The following is an 18,459-nucleotide window of genomic DNA, read 5'->3' as shown; positions in this document are numbered from 1 at the left end:
TTCGGAAGTTCTTTTTTTTTTATGATAATTAAGGAGCAAACTCTTTCGGTTCCTCAAATTTCTCCCCAGATATTTTCGTGACAAACATCGCAGCAACCGTATCACCGGTGGAGTTTAGAACCGTTGCTAATGGATCAACCAAAGTTCCGATAATCATCACCGCCGGAATCGCTTCCACCGGTAACTGATACACCGAAATCATCAGCATTTCACCAATATAACCGCCATTCGGAATTCCACCTGCGACGATACTCACAAAAATTGTAATCCCTAATGCCAAAAGTAAATTCATCGGATCGAAGAAATCTTTGCCGATGATCAGAAATGCAACATAGATTTTAATGATAGAAGACATGGAGGAGCCGTTTTTGTGAAGCGTACTTCCAATCGGAATTACGATGTTGGCGATAGCATCGGGTATTCCTATTCTTGCGGCTGCCTGTAAATTTGCGGGCATCGTGGCAAAACTGCTGCAGGTCGAAATGGCTGTTAAACTCGGATAAATATTGTTCGTCCAGAATTGTCGGACACCGATTTTACCTTTGGCTACAAATGCATAGATCGTAAAAAACAGGAAGAAATAAACAATCCCGGAAGTATAATATAAACCGAGCGGTTTTGCATAAAAACCAAAAAGTTGAGGTCCGATGGTCGCGACCTGAAAAGCAAAATAAGCGCCTAAACCAACCGGTGCCGCTTTCATCACGAGAAGTAAAAGTTCCTTCATCACTTCGTAACCCGAAGCTAAAAAAGTCCGGAAAACGGCTCCTGCTTCTCCCGCTTTTCTGGCTGCTGTTCCGGTTAAAAATGCAAAGATTAATAACGCCAGCATATTTTTTCTGGAAAATAGTTCCGCAAATTCCCCCACGGTAAAAAAGCTTACGATTCGGTCGCCCCAGGTGTCATTTCCAGAGTTTTCGATGACTTGATGTGAAGTCGAAGGCAAGGCTTCGGTCGGAAAAAAGTAAACCACAGCGATGGTAAAAAGTGCCGCAATGATGATAAACAGTAAAAAGGTGAAAATCATAGAGAAAATAATCTTTCCGAATTTTCCGCCTTTTTCCACACTTGCGATTGAATTAGCCACCGCAAAATAAACCAGAGGAACTACGCTTACGAAAAGTAAATTCAGAAAAATATCTCCGAGCGGTTTCAGATATGATACAATATTTGGGAAAAATATTCCAATAAGACTTCCGACCATAATTCCACCTAAGAGTAAAATAATGCCGGAATAATTTTTCAGAATGTCCTTCATATTTTCTAATTTTTTCAAAGATAGGAGTAAATTTTAAAAATCACATTTTAAAATTTTAATGAAAAGTATCAGAACTTTAAAGACTGTCCTTTCATTGGTGGTAATGGCGACTAAATAGGTTTTGTAAAATGATCCAAAAACAAAACGCGGGGAATTCCTTTTCCTTCCACCATATTCTTTGGAAGCTAAGGAGATACAATTGCAAAGATTTAACAGAACTTTAGAACATCATTCGTTTTTGTTTTTTTAAATTTGATTAAATGATTATTGTATGGCATATATCGATTATTACAAAGTTTTAGGCATTGATAAAAAAGCGACTGCCGACGAAATAAAGAAAGCGTACCGAAAATTAGCTCGGAAATACCATCCCGATGTGAATCCCGGTGATAAAGAAGCGGAGCGGAAATTCAAAGAACTGAATGAAGCGAACGAAGTTCTGAGCAATCCTGCCAACCGGACAAAGTATGACCAATACGGCGAACATTGGAAGCATGGTGAAGAGTATGAAAAAGCACAACAGCAGCAACGGCAATATCAATCTCACCAAGGTGGAAATTATGGAGGTTTCTCGGGTGCTGACTTTGGGGAAGGTGCCGATTTTTCTGATTTTTTTCAAAGTATGTTTGGCGGAAGTTCCGGTGGTTTTGGCCGGGGTTCGCGCGGAAGTGCTTCAGGGAAATTTAAGGGTCAGGATCTGGAGGCGACTTTGAACTTGCAGTTGCGTGACGCGGCAAAAACCCATCAACAAACTTTTGATATCAACGGTAAAAAGGTGAGAATTACCATTCCTGCCGGCGTTGCCAATGGACAGAAAATAAAATTGAAAGGTCATGGAAATCCCGGTCATAACGGCGGGCCAAACGGAGATTTGTTTATTACTTTTAATATTGAAGAAGATCATCATTTTAAAAGAAACGGCAATGATTTGAGTGCAGAGCTGGAAATCGATCTGTATACTGCAGTTCTCGGTGGCGAAACTTTAGTGAAAACATTAGATGGATCTGTTAATTTAAAAGTAAAACCAGAAACGCAGAATGGAACGAAGGTTAAATTAAAAGGGAAAGGTTTTCCTGTTTACAAAAAAGAAGGTGAGTTTGGCGATTTGTACGTGACATATGTGGTGAAAATGCCGACCAACCTGACTGATAAAGAAAAAGAGTTATTTCTTCAACTTAAAAAACTAGCAACATGAGCGAAAGAATATCACGCGAAGAACTGGTAAGAATCTACAATGTGGAGATCACTTTTTTTGATTCATTGGAAGAAGCCGGCCTGCTCACAACCGAAACCGAAAACGAAATCAAATATTTGCCCTATGATGATTTATCGACCTTTGAAAAATTCATTAATTGGCATTATGATTTGGAGGTAAATATGGCAGGCCTAGAAGTAATCAGTCACTTATTAAATAAGATTGAAAAGCTTTCGAGCGAAAAATTTACAGTAATTAAGTTGGGATAAGTGATTTCGTGCATTTTAAGTGATGTTTCCGGGAAACAGGTTAAAAACATGAAGCCTTCTGCAGAACTTAACCTTTCAGATTTGAAAACTGGAATGTATATCGTTACCCTTAACATGGAAGACGGAACGGTTAAAACGTTCAAAACAATCAAAAAATAATATTTGTTTATTATTGAAATAATTACCGCCTCGTTTCGAGGCGGTTTTTTTATGACTCTTTTTCAGTATTCAATGTGGTTTTGCTGGCTTTTTATCAGGGAATCAAAAATAAATGCAAAATATTTGTATATTTTCACTACTTTGTATTGCATAATACTAAAATAAAATTATATCTTTGCATTGTAAGATTGGTTAATGATGATTTTTTGATTTAATGAAATCTTGCACTCGATAATTGACTTAATTAATAACCCATAAATAATGAACACAGAAAACACCAAAGCGCAAATGCGAAAAGGCATTCTGGAATTCTGTATTTTGAGTTTAATCAATGAAAAGGAAATGTATGTTTCTGACCTCATTGATGAATTGAAAAAAGGAAAACTGGATGTGGTTGAAGGAACTCTTTACCCATTGCTGACCCGATTGAAAAACGGAGAATTTCTTTCCTACCGTTGGGAGGAATCTACCGGCGGACCACCGAGAAAATATTACCAGCTGACCGAGAAAGGAAAATTATTTCTCGCCGAACTGCTCAATACCTGGAATGAACTAACCGATTCTGTAAACCAAATTACTAACAAAAATAACCCTGCGGACGCTCCTGAAAACTCGTTCGAACCAAATAACTAAAACGATGAATAAGACACTCTCAATAGGACTTGCCGGTTTCTCTTTCACCATAGAGGAACACGCATACATCAAACTTAGCGACTATCTTGCCGCCCTCAGAAGTTCTTTGGATATTACCGAAGCTGATGAAGTGATGCACGATATCGAAATCAGAATGGTCGAAATATTTAATGACGCACTCGGAAAACGCGAAGTGATAAATGATACTGATGTTGAAAGAGTAATTGCTCAAATTGGTTCACCAGAAAAAATCGAAGAACAGGAAGAAGCTTATTTCTCAGAAAAAACGACCAACGCCAAAAAAGACCAAAAATCTTCTGCAGGTTTTACCGGTCAGAAACAATTATTCCGTGATCCTGAACGGGCGAAAATTGGTGGCGTCTGCGCAGGTTTGGCACATTATGTCGGAATGGATGTTGGTGCAATGCGCGCAATTTGGTTAGGAATTGCCATTTTGGGAATTTTCACTGCTGCAATCTCTACTTCATTAATTATTTTAATTTACGTCATCCTGTGGATTGTTTTACCCAAAGCAGAAACGGCTACCGACTTTTTAAAAATGAAGGGTAAACCTTTAAATTTTGATAATCTAAAGGAAGAATCGACCAAGATTGTGCAGTTTGCCAATGAATCTACCCAACGGGTAGGCGAAATTTATAATGAAAATAAACCCTATATCGACAAAGCAGGAAACGGACTTTGGAATTTAGTGAGATATGTATTGGGCGTAATTCTTGCAATGATGGGCCTTTCATTGCTGATTGGATCATTTGCAATCCTCGGTTTCGGTTTTTCCGGAGCCAGCAATATTAATTTTTTCAGCAATTTAGGATTTTATTTACAGGACAGCAATCTTGGTTTTATCGTGATCGCATTGTCATTTCTTACGACCTTTATTCCCGGATTGATTTTTTCTTACCTCGCAATAAAGTTGTTTTCGCCTAAAACTAAATTTCATAATACGGGCTATGTTATTGGCGCTCTAGCTTTAATATGGATTGGATTGGTCGCTGCAACTGGGTTTACTGCTATTAAATTCAAAACGCAATACAGTGGAACCAATGATGATATCGAAAATATTGCCATCAATACCACCTCAGATTCTATCCTTATCGATGTGAAAAAAGTCGTCATTCCACAAAATTTCAAATCATTCTGGGACGATGTTTACTCTGATGGAAAAACTATTTACAAGCAGGATTACCCAAGAATAGATGTGACCAGAAAAGACGTGAAAGCTCCTTATCTTGAAATCAAAAAAAGAGCAGACGGTTACAATTTGCCATTGCGCGTAACCGTTCCACTGGAAATTATTGACAATAAAATTACGCTGCCGAATTATTTTTCTTATCCTTACAATGATCGTTTTCGTGATTATAGAGTGGATTATGAGTTAATCATACCGAAACACATGAAGGTGATTTCGCTGCATGATGAGCGTGGTTTCTCTGTAAATGATGACGAGCGCAATGATGATCATGATAGAGATACCGGTAGTGATTCGGTATCGGTAAGTTCCGGCAGTAATTCGATTGTCGTTCCTTCTGATAACGCCGATTCTATTATTATCAATGGTAAAAAAGTTGGAAAGAAAGAAGCGGAATTAATCATCAAAAAAATGAAGATGGAAACGCATGATATCGAAGATGTAAATATCTCCATCAAAAACGGAAAAAAGGAAATATCCATTAAAACCAAATAACCGGCGGTAATAAATTTAGGTAATTGCATGCTGTAGATGATCAGATTTTCAAATTCCTAAATTTTATTAAAAATTAACACTCACAAAATTCATTTTATAAAATATAATTCCTAATTTCGTAGAGTTAATTTTATCGGTCAATTAATTAACAGTCAAAAACGTATAATTATGGTACAGTTTGTTTTAGAAATCGCAATCAAGATAATAGATTTCGTAAGTAATTTATTTTTGTAAGAATATTAATTCAATATCTTTGTACAGTATAACCAATAGAGTTTGGTTATACTTTTTTGTTTAGAACCTTTAAAAAAACTCGTTTTTATTCCTAAATTTCCACTTTATGAAAAAACTATTCGGTAAATTAATGCTAAAAATCCTGGGTTGGAAAGTGGTCCTGGAAGGCGATGTAAATAACCTGGACCGTTGCATTCTGGTGGTTGCGCCACATACGGCAAACGACGAATATATGCTGGGCAACTTCGCGTACTGGTCTCTGGGAAAACCGCTGAAAGTCATTATAAAAGACCAGCACACCAAAGCGTGGTACGGCTTTTTGGTAAAAGCGATGGGCGGCGTAGGAATTGACCGTTCCCAAAAAAATGATCTGGTGAAATTTGTAGCTGACTTATTCAAAAAAGAAGATTTTTCTTTGGTAATTACTCCGGAAGGAACCAGAAGTTGGGTGCCTAAATGGAGAAAAGGTTTTTACCATATGGCCTTAGCGGCGAAAGTTCCTCTCGTGATTGCATCTGGAGATTTTAAAGAAAAAATCATTTATCTCGGAAAAAAAATCTCAGTTGAAGATTTAGAAACCAGAACTTACGAAAATATCATGGCTGAACTTCAGGAGTACTACAAAAAAAGAACGCCCAAAGTTCCCGAAAACTGGAACCCGAAAATTTATTAACCTTTCCTTTTTATGAAAAATAAAGAACAGATCTTAGAAAAACTTAATAATTGGGGTGGCGAAACCCTGGGGAAAACTTTAGATATTATTTTTACAGATGTTACCGATGATACATTGACTGCGACCATGCCGGTAACGCCCAAAGTGCATCAGCCTTACGGAATTTTGCACGGTGGCGCGAGCTGCGTTCTGGCAGAAACCCTCGGATCCTGTCTGTCGGTTATTCATGTGGATACCGAAAAATTCGCGCCGGTAGGAACCAATATCAATTCCAATCATTTGCGGAGTAAAAAACATGGAACCGTTACCGGAACAGCAAGATTTATTAGAAAAGGCAGAACCATGCATGTTTCTGAAATTGAGATTAGAGATGAAAAAGGAGAGTTGATCAACCATACCACAATGACCAATAATATTATTCCACGGTAGATTTTAATGAATAGAATCTTACTAAAATAATTCCTGACAAAGATTTTTTTATGATTTACTATAGATATCCTTTTTCTGACCAAATTTTAACAACTGATGAAGCTTCTGTACAAAAAGCGGTTCGTTTTGTTTCTTTTGATACTGATGAAATAATTGATTTTAATGGAAATAGTAAAGAAATTTCTTTAGATCAGTTTTTAGATAATACAACAGATTCAGATTCTTTATCGTCTGAATTAATTGACTTTAAAGAAGAAAAAGAAAGCGATTATCTGGCAAAGATTCAACAGGTTATTGATTTTGTTAAAGAAAATAATCTTTCGAAACTGGTTATTTCACGGAGAAAATTATTGAATCTCGAAACGGATAAAGTCAATTTAACTCAGACTTTTTTAAACCTTTGTGAAGCTTATCCGAACGCTTTCGTTTATTTTTTTATAAAAGACGGGAAATGCTGGATGGGGGCTTTTTCAGAAGTTTTGGGAAAATTCAATAGGAAAACTTCGGAATTTGAAACCATGAGTTTAGCCGGCACCATTCCTTTAAAAGAAGATTGGACTCACAAAGAAATTGAAGAGCAGCAACCGGTTACCGATTACATTAAAAACATTTTAAAGGAGTATTCTGATGAGGTTCAGCAATCTGAAACCTACGATCATCCGTCGGGAAATATCAAACATTTAAGAACCGATTTCAAAGCTAAAATTAAACGTCAGGATTTAGAAAAAATAATTTCGGAATTACATCCAACTCCTGCGGTTTGTGGTTTTCCAAAAGAATTTTGCCAAAAGGCAATTGCAGAATTCGAAGGTCATCCACGTAGTTTATATGCGGGTTATATTAAAGTGGAAACCGACGAATCCATTCAATATTTTGTCAATTTAAGATGTGCCGAATTCTTTCAGAATGCCGCATTACTTTACGTTGGCGGTGGGATTACAGCAGACAGTTCTCCTGAAAAAGAGTGGCAGGAAACCGAATTAAAAGCTGGGGCGGTTTTAAAAAACCTGTCCTTTACTTAAAGACCTAAAATGGTGAATTTACCGGAAAAAGTTTCAGAGTTTTATAAAAATTAATGCGCGAATCCCATTAAAAAACTCACCACCATAATTCCCAGAACAATCAGTGAAATAAGCACATACGTGTAATCTCTCTCTTTCAGATAGCCAATCAGCGCAAATAGTATCCGTACCAAAGGCGTTAAAATCAGCAATAAAATTCCGAGCTGAATTATGGCCATTCCTTCCAGTTTCATCAGAGAAGTCCAGAAACTTTGCCAGATATTTTCTTCAGATATTTCTAATAAAGAATAATCTTTGGGCATTTCAAAACCTTCAAAAGAAAGTTTTATAAACCCTATAAATGAAGTAATAACAGATAAAAGAACACCTATCCGAAGAAGGTTTCCCACGGAACGGTTAAGGTCAAAATCTGCAAAGTGGCGTTTCATTTATTTAAAATTATGGTTAATTCCGTTATACATCATATAAATCGAAAGGACACTCACTACAACAGCGAACACGACTTTCAGTTTTTTGGTTTGGGAAACAATCAAAGTCTTTGATCCGATAAAACTCCCAACAACAACACCGATTAAAACCGGCGCTACAATGACAGGAATGATTTCTCCCCGCTGAAAATAAATGAGAGAACTCGCTACAGCAGTTACTCCAATCATAAAATTACTGGTCGTTGTAGAAACTTTAAAGGGAAGTTTCATCATATTGTCCATGGCTAAAACTTTCAGCGCACCCGAACCGATTCCTAAAAGTCCAGACATAATTCCGGCAAATACCATCATTGAAAATCCGGAAACGGTATTTCTTGCAGAATATTCTTTTACAACGCCTTTGTCTGGAAACGCTCCGTACAGCTGAAGTTTGTCTTCTAAACTGCCTTCGATTAGAGGTTCCTGATGATCCGGTTTTTTCCGCAGGTTTAATATTACCGTTAAAATTAAGATGCTCGCAAAAATAATCCCAATCGTATTAGAATTTAAAATCCCCGAAATTAAAGCACCGATAATCGCTCCGGTGGTCGTGGCGATTTCCAGGAACATCCCGATCCGGACATTGGTAAAGCCTTCTTTGACGAAAGCCACCGCAGAACCGGAAGAAGTCCCGATAACTGAAATTAATGAAGCGCCAATCGCATAGTGCATTGGGACGCCGAAGCCAAGTGTAAGCAATGGAATGATGACAACGCCGCCGCCCAATCCGGTTAAGGATCCCAGCAATCCAGCAGCAACAGCTCCGAAGAACAGAATTAATATTTCCGACATGCTACAAATTTAGGTATTTTTAATTTTTTAGAAAATATTTAGGATTAAAAAAACCTTAATAAATTTTATAGAATTTATTTAAACCGTATTTTTGTTTTTTTTGAACATGAAATTATTCTATACCATTCTCGGTGCCACTCCAAAAGGCAGAAACATCGAGCAACACGACGTTTTTTTTGGAATTGCAGAATCATTAAAGGATTTGATTCCGGACATGAAGAAATTTTGGCCCGAAGCAAAAGGTAAAATTCATATCGATTGTTATCAGGAAGTGAAGTTTGTTGATGGTTTTGAAGTGAAAATTGTAAAGAAAAATACTCAGGTTTCAGACGGGCAGCTTTTTTTTATTAATCTGGGCGGTTACGAGATTGGGAAATTTGAGGAGTTGCATGAACAGCATCTGATGGTCGGAAAGAAAACGTCAGAAATCATCAGAAGAGTCAAGAAAACCGATTTCTATAAAAATAAGGGTTTCAAAGATGCGGTAAGTCATATCGATGACAAACACGGTGTTGATATCGATGAAATCTTTAAAATTAATGATATTTTACCCAAGAAAATGAAAGAAGAATATTCGGTCATTTTAGAAAAATCAGACTGTGAAAATCAGGAAAATTTTACGCATATCGGCTATTTAAAAATCAGTAAATTAAAGTAAAAAATGAAAATAGGAATTTTAGGAGGCGGGCAATTAGGACGAATGTTGATTCAGGAAGCTTTGAAATACGATGATGAGTTTCACACCCTCGATCCGAATGCAGACTGTTCCTGTGCAAATATTTCTTTTTTTACAAAAGGAGATTTCAATGAAAAGCAGGCAGTAATTGATTTTGGAAAAGACAAAGACGTAGTTTCCATTGAAATCGAACATGTGAATGTGGAAGCGTTAGAAGAACTTGAAAAGCAAGGCGTAAAAGTGATTCCCAATTCCAGTATCATTAAAACGATTCAGCAGAAAATATTGCAGAAACTTTTCTATGAAGAGCATGAAATTCCAAGTCCGGCTTTTCAGATTATTTTATCGAATGAAGAAGAAATTATCATCGGTTTTCCTTTCGTTCAGAAATTAAATACCGGCGGTTACGACGGGAAAGGAGTTCAGATCATTAAAGATGAAAACGATTTTAATAATTTGTGGGACCAACCTTCTATTTTAGAAAATCTGGTAGATATTGACAAAGAACTTTCTTTAATTATCGCTAAAAATGAACGGGGTGAAATCAAAAGTTTCCCCGTAACTGAAATGGTTGCTGACCCAAAATTAAATTTATTGGATTTTAATATTTCTCCGACGCAGATTTCTGATGATGTTCAAAGTCAAATCGATGTCATTGCCGCAAAATTTATGAAAGCGGCGGATTCTGAAGGTTTATTTGCCATCGAATTATTTTTAGATAAATCGGGGAAAGTTTGGGTTAATGAAACCGCGCCGCGACTGCATAATTCCGGTCATCAGTCTCAGGAAGGCAATGCCAATTCACAGTTTGAGCAGTTTTACCGCGTCTTGAAAAATCTTCCGTTGGCAGATACTTCCAGTTTGGGGTTTTCAGGAATGCTCAATTTGGTTGGTGAAGAAAATTGCAGCGGAAAAGTAAAATACGAAGGTTTAGAAAATGTATTGAAATTACCTAATGCCTACCTTCATCTCTACGGAAAAAAGGAAACTAAACCCGGGCGAAAAATGGGTCACATCAATGTTTTGGCAGATTCCCGTGAAGAACTTTTAGAACAGTTAATTCATATTAAATCTTTGGTGAAAGTGGTTGCTGTTTAAAGCTGAAATATTTTAATTAAACCAATCTTTAATCCGAAAAAAAGGACTCTTCCGAAAAAGAGTCCTTTAATTATATCTGAAATCGCGCAGTTATATTTTTGCCATTTCAGCTTTAATTTTATCCTGTAAACCTGGAGTAGCAATTACTAAAGGTAATCTTACATGGTTTTTAATAATTCCCATTTCTGCTAAAATAGTTTTAATTCCGGCCGGATTTCCTTCAGCGAAAATCAATCTTGTAATTTCTACTAATTTGTTATGAATTTCATACGCCTCTTTTACTTTGCCATCAAAAGCCAATTGAACCATGGTTGAAAATTCTTTCGGATATCCTTGCCCAATCACCGAAATCACGCCATGTCCGCCAGCTAAAGTGACCGGAAGCGTATATTCATCATCACCGGAAACCAAGTTGAAATGTTCAGGTTTTTGACGCAGAATATCAAAATATTGATTGATGTTTGCCGCAGCTTCTTTAATTAAAAATAAATTGGGAAAATCTTTAGCCAATCTTAAAGTAGTGGACGCTTCAACGTTTTGGCCTGTTCTCGACGGAACATTATAAATGATAATTTGTTTGCCCGTTCCTGCCAATACTTTGTAATGCTGATAAAGTCCTTCCTGGCTCGGTCTGTTGTAATAAGGTGATACCGAAAGTATAGCGTCGAAATCTGATAAATCGGTCTCTTCGATTTGTCTTTTCACTTGCATCGTATCATTTCCGCCAATTCCCAAAACCAAAGGAAGACGTTTATTGTTAACCTTTATAATATGTTGAATGACTGCATTTTTCTCTTCGTCAGAAAGGGTAGCTGCTTCAGCGGTCGTTCCTAACACAACCAAATAGTTTGTTCCGTTGGTGATATTGTACTCTACCAATTTGGTTAAAGAATCAAAATCTACAGATAAATCTTCATTAAAAGGCGTAACCAGAGCCACACCAAGACCTTTTAAATTGTTCATTTTTATAAAATTAATGTTTCAAAATTACGAAAATTAATACGAGAATTTATTAAAAAAAAGGATTAGTTTGTATTCATATCTTTATATTTGCAATAATAGATTTTATGAATATGAAGACAAAATATCTCATTTTTGGGGTAGCGCTTTTATCGGTTATTTCGTGTAGAACGCCGCTGAATGTTGCCAATGTGCAGACCGAGAAAAATATTGCGCTATCGACAGATTTACCGGAAGATGCTTTATTCACAAAGACCATAGCGCCTTATAAAGCTGAACTGGAAGGAAAAATGAATAAAATAATTTCCCATACTTCGGTGGATTTAACGAAAGAAGGAGACAACAGTACTCTGGGAAATCTCCTGGCAGATTATACTTTTGAAGGAGCTGATGAGTGGGCAAAAAAAAATGGAATTACCAATGGAGTTGACGCTGCGGTAATTAATATCGGTGGTATCCGAACTACGATTGGAGCCGGCGATATTCTGACCAGACAGATTTATGAAGTCATGCCGTTTGAAAATGAAGTAATCATCGTGAAAATGAAAGGAAGTGATTTGCAGGGACTTTTCGATTATTACCTGAAAACACTGAAAAACAATCCTGTTTCTCATTTGTATATTGAAACTGAAAACGGAATGAATGTTAAGGAATTGGTGAACGGAAAAGAAGTAGAGCCGGGCCAAACCTATTATATTGCAACTTCTGATTATTTAGCGCTGGGTGGTGATAATATGGATTATTTTAAGAAAGGCGAAATGATTCCTACAGGAATAAAGTTACGGGATTTGTTTTTGGAGAAATTCATAGCCAATCCGGAAATTAAAGTTCCGACAGATCTGCGCCTTAATTTTAAAAACAAAAAAAATAAAATTGATGAATAGGAAACAGTTTCTAAAAACCCTTGGTGGTGGAACATTGGCGATGACATTGGCGCCCAATCTTTTGATGGCCGAGAATTTCATAGCTTTAAATCTGGCTTCAGAAAATCAACTTACCATACTTCATACTAACGATCAACACAGCAGAATTGAACCTTTTGATTCCAGTTACACACGCAATCCTAACCAAGGTGGTTTTGCACGACGAGCTGCTTTAATCCAAAAAATAAGAAGTCAGGAAAGCAATGTTCTTTTGCTGGATTCCGGTGATACTTTTCAGGGTACGCCCTATTTTAATTTTTTTGGGGGCGAACTGGAATTTAAGCTAATGTCGATGATGGGTTATGATGCTTCTACCATGGGAAATCACGATTTCGACAATGGCTTGCAGGGATTTAAAAAAGTAAGACCAAACGCGAAGTTTCCATTTATTTGTTCCAATTATGATTTTAAAAATACCATTCTCGATGGTGAAACTGAAAAGTATAAGATCTTTAATAAAAACGGAATTAAAGTCGGGATTTTCGGAGTCGGAATTGAGCTGGCTGGTTTAGTGGGCAAGAAAGATTATGGTGAAACGGAATTTCTGGATCCCATCGAAATCGCACAACATTACGCAGACTTTTTAAGAAATGAAAAAAAATGCGATATGGTAATTTGTTTATCCCATATCGGATATGATTATAAAGACGATCCCAAGAAAGTTTCGGATAAGATCTTAGCAGCAAATACAGACGGCATCGATTTGATTTTAGGAGGTCATACCCATACTTTTTTGCCGGAACCACAATCTTTTTTGAACCGATCCGGGAAGAATGTTTTGGTCAATCAGGTGGGTTGGGCAGGACTGCTTTTAGGTAAAATTACCTTTTATTTCGACAAAAATAAAAAAGTGAAAAATATTTCATGGAACAATCAAGTTATAGATGATCGTATTTTAGTATAATCCCATGAAAAAAATACTGCCATTTTTACTTTTTTTCTTTTCACTGAATTTTTCTGCGCAAAAAATTTCCTCGGCCAAATGGTCAGATTTATTTTCTTACAATAATGTTTTGGCTATTCGGGAAGACAGTGGGAAACTCATTGCAGCCACAGAAAATGGAATCTTTTTCTACACTCCGGCGACAGGTGAGATCACCAAATTATCAAAAGCCAACGGACTCCATGAAGTGAAGATTTCCGCCTTTGATTATAACCCCGAAACCAAATTTGGACTGGTAGGGTACAAAAACGGATCATTAGATGTGATTACGCCCGAAGGGATTACGTATGTTGTAGATATTCCCATTGCAACAGGATATAGTGGTGATAAAAAGATCAATCATATTTCTATTACAGGGAATTTAGCCGTAATTTCAGTCGGTTATGGGGTTTCCGTTTTCAGATTAGATAAAAAAGAATTTGGCGACTCTGCCTTTTTTATAAATGGAGGTACTTATCAGGCGTCCAGAGAAGCAGTAATTAAAGATAATTTCGTTTACGCTGCCACCTCTACTGGTTTGAAAAAGCATGAAATGAATGTGACCTTTCCAATTTATACCAGTTGGGATACGGTTGCAGGTGGAAGTTTTACCCAAATTGCTACAGGAAGTATTTTAGCTTATGCTAACGTCAATACGGTGACATACGGAGATGGAACCACATTTTCGACATTGCCACAGAGTTTTTTAAATATTCAGGATGTTATTGTAACTCCCCAAAATATCATTGTTGCAGATTTAAATGAAGTTTCAGTTTTCGGAATTACCGGCAATCTGATAAAATCATATTCAACAGCCGAGCAGCTGAATACAGGATTTTTCTCCTTTTCAAAAATTTATGCAGGTACTAAAGTTTCGGGAATTTTAAATGAAAACGGTGATGTTTTAAAACCAGATGGACCTTATAATAACACATCATACAAAATTTCCTTAATAGACGATAAACTTTATGTTTCAACGGGCAATAGAACAAACAGATATAATGACGCATCTCCAAGTGCTAAAAATCTTGGTTTTTATTATTTCACGGGTTCAGAATGGATATATCCGAGCTTTTTTGTTAACAGCTCATTAGGATTTAATGTGATGGATGTAGTCGCTAATCCGTCGGATATGACAGAAGTATTTTTTACAAATTATATCCCAACGAGTAGTCAAGGTGTATATAGAATGAAATATGATCCCTCTCGAAAAGATTTTGAGGTAAAGAAAGTGTACACAACAGGAAAAGATTTTTATCATGGTAGGCCTCTAGGTCTTGCATACGATGAAAAAAATAATCTTTTTGGTACTGTTGCCTATTTGGATATTGAAAATAATGCAGGAAATTCTGGAATGATGGCTTATGACAAATCTTCGGATTCATTTTCTTATAAAAGCCTTAAGATGGGGACAGGAGTACAGAAACCTTTAATTTCTGATGGCTATATTTGGATACCCCTACCTAGAGATGCTGCTTTGGCTACAGTAAATTATAAAGGGACCTCAAGTGTCTTGGATGATGACATTTATTTTGTACGAAAAATGGCAGGTTTACCAGCAAGCTCAGAGGGGATAATCTCAGTAGCGATGGATCGTTCAGGTGACTTGTGGATTGGGACTGATAGTGGAGTGAGGATTCTTTCTTCTGCAGTATCAAATATTCAAAATAATCCCAGTGTAGATCCCATAATAATTGAAGAAAATAATGTTGGTGAAGAGCTGTTTCGAGATAGCAGTATTTTACAGATCGAAGTAGATAGTGGAAATCAAAAATGGATATCAATTAATGAGGGTGGAGTCTTCTATTTAAATTCATCAGGAGAAAAGACGATTAATCGTTTTACAAAAGAAAATTCCCCTCTTCCCACTAATAGTGTTACCGACATTAAGGTGGATAGTAAAACAGGAAAAGTATATTTTGTTACCTTAGACGGAGTGGTCGTATACCAAGGCGATGTTTTGGAAGTTACTGAAAACTTCGGCGATGTTTTAGTGTATCCAAATCCTGTCGTTTATGCCCAGTATAAAGGAAATGTGCGAATTCGGGGTTTAGCCGCAAAGACAAATATCAGAATCACCGATGCAGCTGGTAATTTGGTTCATCAGGTCGTAGCACGCGGTGGATCTTATGAGTGGAATCTTGCTAATCATCGCGGTGTGCGGGTAGCATCTGGAATTTATTTTGTCTTAATGACCAATGAAGATGGAACAGATACCTCCACTGCCAAAATAGCGGTGGTGAATTAATGCAAACTCAAAACTGTTTTCTTCTTTCTTATTTAAAATATGGCGATAATGATGCAGTCTTGCATTGTTTCACCATCGAAAACGGTTTTCAGAGTTTTTTTGCAAAAGGAATTTATTCAGCCAAGAATAAAATGAAACCCTATCTTTTTCCGCTTAATTTATTAAATATAACTGTTTCTAAAACTGGTACAGAAAATAGAATATCCCGAATTTCAAAAATAGACTTGGCTCCCGGTCATTATGATTTTCAGGGAGTTGCCTTGAATTCTATTTTGTTTTTTACTGCTGATTTCTTACATCAGGTTTTACGCGAAGAAGGAAAAAATATATTGCTGTTTAAAGAAATAGAATCAGTAAGAAAAGAAATCAGCGCTCAAAATTACGATGCGTATTTGGCTTTTGTTTTTAAGTTTCTTTCCATCTCAGGAGTTGCACCGTTGTATGGTGATCAGAAATTTCTAAATCCGGAAAGTGGAATATTTGAAGATGCTGTTTCTCATCCTTTTTTTGATGAAGCTATTTCTGCGTTGTGGAAAAGATTTTTAAATAGCCCTAATACTTATGAAATCCAGCTGAAGCGTGACGAAAGAAGCTCGTTTCTGGATGCACTGATGATTTATTGCCGGATTCACATCACCGGTTTCTACACACCGAATTCCTTAGCGGTCGTTCGGCAGATTTTCGAATAGAAAGTTTAGATATAAAAAAGTTCCTTGAAATAAGGAACTTGATCTTTTTATGCAATGTACTTTTCTATCGTGAGGCCGTTTTATAAACCTGGAAGTTAAATATAAAACTTCTGTCTTTAAACGAAATATTATTATAATTAAAATGAGCGTCACGCGCAAAAGCTGCACGGGAAGGTACAATAATTACGCCTTGTAAATTATAATTGGACTCATTTGGAATATCATAAGCTTTGAACTTCTGAAGCGCTTCTCTAAATCCTTCTATTTCATAGAAACTGCGTTGTTTCGCCAGATCGGTAGTTGCATTATCCAATACAGATTGTTTTACATAGTAATATGCAGGATCCAGCTCTGGGATTCCTGAGCCGTTAATTGTATTTCTAAAAGAGTAAGGAGAGGTGAACGCGACGTTGCCATCAGTATCGGTCGCAACATAAGTCATCGAGGTGCTCATTAATGTTACAATATCAGAACTGCCTATTTCCTTTCCAGGGTTTGGCTGGGCATTGGGTCTCATGATATAAATAACACCGGAAGGCAGGGTTACGGGATTTAATTTTGATAATTTTACATTGATGACGTCCGTGTCTACATAATCTTTAAGATTTCCTTTTGCATCCAGGTAATGGGTCTCCAGAAACTTCTTTGCAGCAAGGTCATCATTGGTATTTTGAGTTTCTATACTTACTTGTGTCACTTTTTCCTCATCATCTTTTCTACAGGAAGTAATTGCAATGGAGGCCAGAGCAAGGAACAAAAATGTTTTTTTCATATTTAATATTATCATTAAATTGCTAAAATTATTTAATTCAGCAAAAGTATAAATAAAATATGAGAATAGATAAGTTTTTATGGTGTGTTCGTTTTTATAAAACCAGAAGCATTGCTGCAGATGAGATTAAAAAGAACAGAGTCTCACTCGCAGGTCAGACTGTAAAATCCTCCAGAGAGGTGAAAGACGGAGATTTGGTTAAAATTAGAAAAAACCAGATCGACTACCAGATTAAAATTATACAGATTCCTAAAAGCAGAATAGGTCCAAAATTGGTTCCGCTCCATATCGAAGACCGCACGGAAAAAGAACAATATGAAATTCTGAAATTACGAAATCTCAATCAGGAACATTACCGAAACAAAGGAGAAGGCAGACCCACCAAAAAAGACCGACGGGAACTTGATGGCTTTGTCGCAGGAGACAGCAGTTCTGACATGGAAAACAGTGACTGGGACCTATTTTTCAGTGATGTAGATGACTCTAAGGAAGATTAAATTAAGGCAATGATTTCATCGGCGATTTCTTCAGGAGTTTTAGCATCTGTGGCTACGGTATATTTTGCCTGGCCGTAGAAAACCTGTCTTTCAAAAAGATGTTTCGCAATAAATTCAGGGAGATCTTCATCAGGGATTTTTGCAATCAACGGACGTTTTTGCTTTTGTTTTAACAGTCTTTCCGTCAATGTTCTTACTGAACTTCGTAAATAAATACTTTCGCTTTTTTGGGTAATGAGTTCAATATTGTTATAATAAGCCGGAGTGCCACCACCTAAACTTAAAATGCAATCTTTTTCGGTGGCAAAAATTTCTTCTAAAAGAAGTCTTTCTTGTTTTCTAAAGTAGATTTCACCCTTTTTTTCGAAGATTTCGGGAATCGTCATACTGTTTTTCAAAAATATTTCCCGGTCTAAGTCAATTAATTTGAAGTGAAGTTTTTGGCTCAAAAGTTTGGAAATGTGAGATTTGCCGCTGCCCATATACCCGATGAGTGAAATTATCATATTTTTATTTTGTACAAAGTTCTAAAAAAATTTTGAGAATTTAAAAAAAGAAGTATCTTTGCACCACTCTAAAACAAGAACACAACAGTTTATATTTAGAGGTGACCGACTCGGTAGCTCAGCTGGTAGAGCAATACACTTTTAATGTATGGGTCCTGGGTTCGAATCCCAGCCGGGTCACAAGCGAAAAACCTCCGTATGTTTTTACGGATTTTTTTTGCCTGCGTGGTGAAATTGGTAGACACGCCATCTTGAGGGGGTGGTTTCCTAAGGATGTGCTGGTTCGAGTCCAGTCGCAGGCACAAACAAAAATTTTAGAAAGCAGATTTCTTATT

21 protein-coding genes and 2 tRNA genes are annotated in these 18,459 nt (G+C 36.7%); 17 read left to right on the top strand and 6 right to left on the bottom strand.

All coding sequences use genetic code 11. From position 1 onward, the window contains the following. Positions 1-28: 28 nt before the first annotated feature. Entirely contained in the window at positions 29-1,258 is a 1,230-nt protein-coding gene (locus QGN23_RS06590) for a dicarboxylate/amino acid:cation symporter (RefSeq protein WP_282906373.1), read from the bottom strand. Positions 1,259-1,529: 271 nt separating this feature from the next. Here QGN23_RS06590 and QGN23_RS06585 point away from each other — a divergent pair, with 271 nt between their 5' ends. The 8 genes from QGN23_RS06585 to QGN23_RS06550 all read left to right on the top strand — a co-directional run bounded on the left by QGN23_RS06585 (position 1,530) and on the right by QGN23_RS06550 (position 7,574). Continuing rightward, positions 1,530-2,453, top strand: a complete 924-nt coding sequence (locus QGN23_RS06585; RefSeq protein ID WP_282906198.1) for a J domain-containing protein — start codon at positions 1,530-1,532, stop codon at positions 2,451-2,453. Then, positions 2,450-2,722 carry a chaperone modulator CbpM gene (locus QGN23_RS06580; RefSeq protein WP_282906197.1) on the top strand — a complete coding sequence of 91 codons (273 nt, stop codon included), beginning with the start codon at positions 2,450-2,452 and terminating at the stop codon, positions 2,720-2,722. Before QGN23_RS06585 ends, QGN23_RS06580 begins: the two co-directional genes overlap by 4 nt. A 48-nt stretch (positions 2,723-2,770) precedes the next feature. Beyond that, a complete protein-coding gene (locus QGN23_RS06575) occupies positions 2,771-2,881 on the top strand; it encodes a T9SS type A sorting domain-containing protein (RefSeq protein ID WP_282906196.1) in 111 nt (36 codons plus the stop codon). Positions 2,882-3,142: 261 nt separating this feature from the next. After that, complete coding sequence (locus tag QGN23_RS06570) at positions 3,143-3,514, top strand: PadR family transcriptional regulator (protein WP_282906195.1); 372 nt, start codon at positions 3,143-3,145, stop codon at positions 3,512-3,514. 4 nt (positions 3,515-3,518) lie between these two features. After that, on the top strand, positions 3,519-5,216 hold the full coding sequence (locus tag QGN23_RS06565) for a PspC domain-containing protein (protein ID WP_282906194.1): 1,698 nt from the start codon (positions 3,519-3,521) through the stop codon (positions 5,214-5,216). A gap of 340 nt (positions 5,217-5,556) precedes the next feature. Further along, positions 5,557-6,123 (top strand): 1-acyl-sn-glycerol-3-phosphate acyltransferase, encoded by a 567-nt coding sequence (locus QGN23_RS06560; RefSeq protein ID WP_282906193.1) that lies wholly within the window; start codon positions 5,557-5,559, stop codon positions 6,121-6,123. A 12-nt stretch (positions 6,124-6,135) separates the two neighbouring features. Continuing rightward, positions 6,136-6,552, top strand: coding sequence for a PaaI family thioesterase (locus QGN23_RS06555; RefSeq protein ID WP_282906192.1), 417 nt, complete (start codon positions 6,136-6,138; stop codon positions 6,550-6,552). Between the two features lie 50 nt (positions 6,553-6,602). After that, entirely contained in the window at positions 6,603-7,574 is a 972-nt protein-coding gene (locus QGN23_RS06550) for a chorismate-binding protein (protein ID WP_282906191.1), read from the top strand. 50 nt (positions 7,575-7,624) lie between these two features. Here the strand turns inward: QGN23_RS06550 and QGN23_RS06545 are convergent, their stop codons facing one another. Further along, a complete protein-coding gene (locus tag QGN23_RS06545; RefSeq protein ID WP_282906190.1) occupies positions 7,625-8,002 on the bottom strand; it encodes a DUF1634 domain-containing protein in 378 nt (125 codons plus the stop codon). Next, a complete protein-coding gene (locus QGN23_RS06540; protein WP_282906189.1) occupies positions 8,003-8,833 on the bottom strand; it encodes a sulfite exporter TauE/SafE family protein in 831 nt (276 codons plus the stop codon). A 106-nt stretch (positions 8,834-8,939) separates the two neighbouring features. Here QGN23_RS06540 and QGN23_RS06535 point away from each other — a divergent pair, with 106 nt between their 5' ends. Together QGN23_RS06535 and QGN23_RS06530 are read left to right on the top strand one after the other, a co-directional pair. After that, positions 8,940-9,491, top strand: a complete 552-nt coding sequence (locus QGN23_RS06535) for a DUF1543 domain-containing protein (RefSeq protein WP_282906188.1) — start codon at positions 8,940-8,942, stop codon at positions 9,489-9,491. Between the two features lie 3 nt (positions 9,492-9,494). Beyond that, positions 9,495-10,607: a 5-(carboxyamino)imidazole ribonucleotide synthase gene (locus tag QGN23_RS06530; RefSeq protein WP_282906187.1), complete on the top strand. Its 1,113-nt coding sequence runs from the start codon at positions 9,495-9,497 to the stop codon at positions 10,605-10,607. Between the two features lie 90 nt (positions 10,608-10,697). Here the strand turns inward: QGN23_RS06530 and dapA are convergent, their stop codons facing one another. Beyond that, positions 10,698-11,570: a 4-hydroxy-tetrahydrodipicolinate synthase gene (gene dapA, locus QGN23_RS06525; RefSeq protein WP_282906186.1), complete on the bottom strand. Its 873-nt coding sequence runs from the start codon at positions 11,568-11,570 to the stop codon at positions 10,698-10,700. A gap of 110 nt (positions 11,571-11,680) precedes the next feature. On the opposite strand from dapA, the gene QGN23_RS06520 reads away from it, so the two are divergent. Genes QGN23_RS06520 through recO form a run of 4 tightly spaced genes read left to right on the top strand, consistent with a single transcriptional unit; the run spans position 11,681 to position 16,349 of the window. Beyond that, positions 11,681-12,451 (top strand): 5'-nucleotidase C-terminal domain-containing protein, encoded by a 771-nt coding sequence (locus tag QGN23_RS06520; RefSeq protein ID WP_282906185.1) that lies wholly within the window; start codon positions 11,681-11,683, stop codon positions 12,449-12,451. Continuing rightward, positions 12,444-13,394, top strand: a complete 951-nt coding sequence (locus QGN23_RS06515; RefSeq protein WP_282906184.1) for a bifunctional metallophosphatase/5'-nucleotidase — start codon at positions 12,444-12,446, stop codon at positions 13,392-13,394. The genes QGN23_RS06520 and QGN23_RS06515 overlap by 8 nt, the downstream gene beginning before the upstream one ends. A gap of 4 nt (positions 13,395-13,398) precedes the next feature. Continuing rightward, positions 13,399-15,660, top strand: coding sequence for a type IX secretion system anionic LPS delivery protein PorZ (gene porZ, locus QGN23_RS06510; RefSeq protein WP_282906183.1), 2,262 nt, complete (start codon positions 13,399-13,401; stop codon positions 15,658-15,660). Beyond that, a complete protein-coding gene (gene recO, locus QGN23_RS06505; protein ID WP_282906182.1) occupies positions 15,660-16,349 on the top strand; it encodes a DNA repair protein RecO in 690 nt (229 codons plus the stop codon). Before porZ ends, recO begins: the two co-directional genes overlap by 1 nt. Positions 16,350-16,413: 64 nt before the next feature. Here the strand turns inward: recO and QGN23_RS06500 are convergent, their stop codons facing one another. Further along, positions 16,414-17,121 (bottom strand): hypothetical protein, encoded by a 708-nt coding sequence (locus QGN23_RS06500; RefSeq protein WP_282906181.1) that lies wholly within the window; start codon positions 17,119-17,121, stop codon positions 16,414-16,416. Between the two features lie 59 nt (positions 17,122-17,180). Here QGN23_RS06500 and QGN23_RS06495 point away from each other — a divergent pair, with 59 nt between their 5' ends. Next, positions 17,181-17,618, top strand: coding sequence for an RNA-binding S4 domain-containing protein (locus QGN23_RS06495; protein WP_282906180.1), 438 nt, complete (start codon positions 17,181-17,183; stop codon positions 17,616-17,618). On the opposite strand, the gene QGN23_RS06490 is transcribed toward QGN23_RS06495, so the two are convergent. Further along, on the bottom strand, positions 17,615-18,124 hold the full coding sequence (locus tag QGN23_RS06490; protein ID WP_282906179.1) for a shikimate kinase: 510 nt from the start codon (positions 18,122-18,124) through the stop codon (positions 17,615-17,617). The genes QGN23_RS06495 and QGN23_RS06490 overlap by 4 nt on opposite strands. 107 nt (positions 18,125-18,231) lie before the next feature. Here QGN23_RS06490 and QGN23_RS06485 point away from each other — a divergent pair. After that, positions 18,232-18,304: transfer RNA gene (locus QGN23_RS06485), tRNA-Lys, on the top strand. 39 nt (positions 18,305-18,343) lie between these two features. Further along, positions 18,344-18,426 (top strand) — tRNA-Leu (locus QGN23_RS06480). Positions 18,427-18,459: the final 33 nt, after the last annotated feature.

Origin of the sequence: Chryseobacterium gotjawalense, assembly GCF_030012525.1 — a bacterium.
Classification (GTDB): domain Bacteria; phylum Bacteroidota; class Bacteroidia; order Flavobacteriales; family Weeksellaceae; genus Kaistella; species Kaistella gotjawalense.
This window is presented reverse-complemented; position numbering and strand designations above follow the sequence as displayed.

Coding starts and splice junctions, on each gene's coding strand:
- QGN23_RS06585 (WP_282906198.1), top strand. CDS start 1,530: ATGGCATATATCGATTATTACAAAGTTTTAGGCATTGATAAAAAAGCG.
- QGN23_RS06570 (WP_282906195.1), top strand. CDS start 3,143: ATGAACACAGAAAACACCAAAGCGCAAATGCGAAAAGGCATTCTGGAA.
- QGN23_RS06540 (WP_282906189.1), bottom strand. CDS start 8,833: ATGTCGGAAATATTAATTCTGTTCTTCGGAGCTGTTGCTGCTGGATTG.
- QGN23_RS06575 (WP_282906196.1), top strand. CDS start 2,771: ATGAAGCCTTCTGCAGAACTTAACCTTTCAGATTTGAAAACTGGAATG.
- dapA (WP_282906186.1), bottom strand. CDS start 11,570: ATGAACAATTTAAAAGGTCTTGGTGTGGCTCTGGTTACGCCTTTTAAT.
- QGN23_RS06490 (WP_282906179.1), bottom strand. CDS start 18,124: ATGATAATTTCACTCATCGGGTATATGGGCAGCGGCAAATCTCACATT.
- QGN23_RS06590 (WP_282906373.1), bottom strand. CDS start 1,258: ATGAAGGACATTCTGAAAAATTATTCCGGCATTATTTTACTCTTAGGT.
- QGN23_RS06500 (WP_282906181.1), bottom strand. CDS start 17,121: ATGAAAAAAACATTTTTGTTCCTTGCTCTGGCCTCCATTGCAATTACT.
- QGN23_RS06520 (WP_282906185.1), top strand. CDS start 11,681: ATGAAGACAAAATATCTCATTTTTGGGGTAGCGCTTTTATCGGTTATT.
- recO (WP_282906182.1), top strand. CDS start 15,660: ATGCAAACTCAAAACTGTTTTCTTCTTTCTTATTTAAAATATGGCGAT.
- QGN23_RS06530 (WP_282906187.1), top strand. CDS start 9,495: ATGAAAATAGGAATTTTAGGAGGCGGGCAATTAGGACGAATGTTGATT.
- QGN23_RS06550 (WP_282906191.1), top strand. CDS start 6,603: ATGATTTACTATAGATATCCTTTTTCTGACCAAATTTTAACAACTGAT.
- QGN23_RS06580 (WP_282906197.1), top strand. CDS start 2,450: ATGAGCGAAAGAATATCACGCGAAGAACTGGTAAGAATCTACAATGTG.
- QGN23_RS06535 (WP_282906188.1), top strand. CDS start 8,940: ATGAAATTATTCTATACCATTCTCGGTGCCACTCCAAAAGGCAGAAAC.
- QGN23_RS06560 (WP_282906193.1), top strand. CDS start 5,557: ATGAAAAAACTATTCGGTAAATTAATGCTAAAAATCCTGGGTTGGAAA.
- QGN23_RS06565 (WP_282906194.1), top strand. CDS start 3,519: ATGAATAAGACACTCTCAATAGGACTTGCCGGTTTCTCTTTCACCATA.
- porZ (WP_282906183.1), top strand. CDS start 13,399: ATGAAAAAAATACTGCCATTTTTACTTTTTTTCTTTTCACTGAATTTT.
- QGN23_RS06555 (WP_282906192.1), top strand. CDS start 6,136: ATGAAAAATAAAGAACAGATCTTAGAAAAACTTAATAATTGGGGTGGC.
- QGN23_RS06495 (WP_282906180.1), top strand. CDS start 17,181: ATGAGAATAGATAAGTTTTTATGGTGTGTTCGTTTTTATAAAACCAGA.
- QGN23_RS06545 (WP_282906190.1), bottom strand. CDS start 8,002: ATGAAACGCCACTTTGCAGATTTTGACCTTAACCGTTCCGTGGGAAAC.
- QGN23_RS06515 (WP_282906184.1), top strand. CDS start 12,444: ATGAATAGGAAACAGTTTCTAAAAACCCTTGGTGGTGGAACATTGGCG.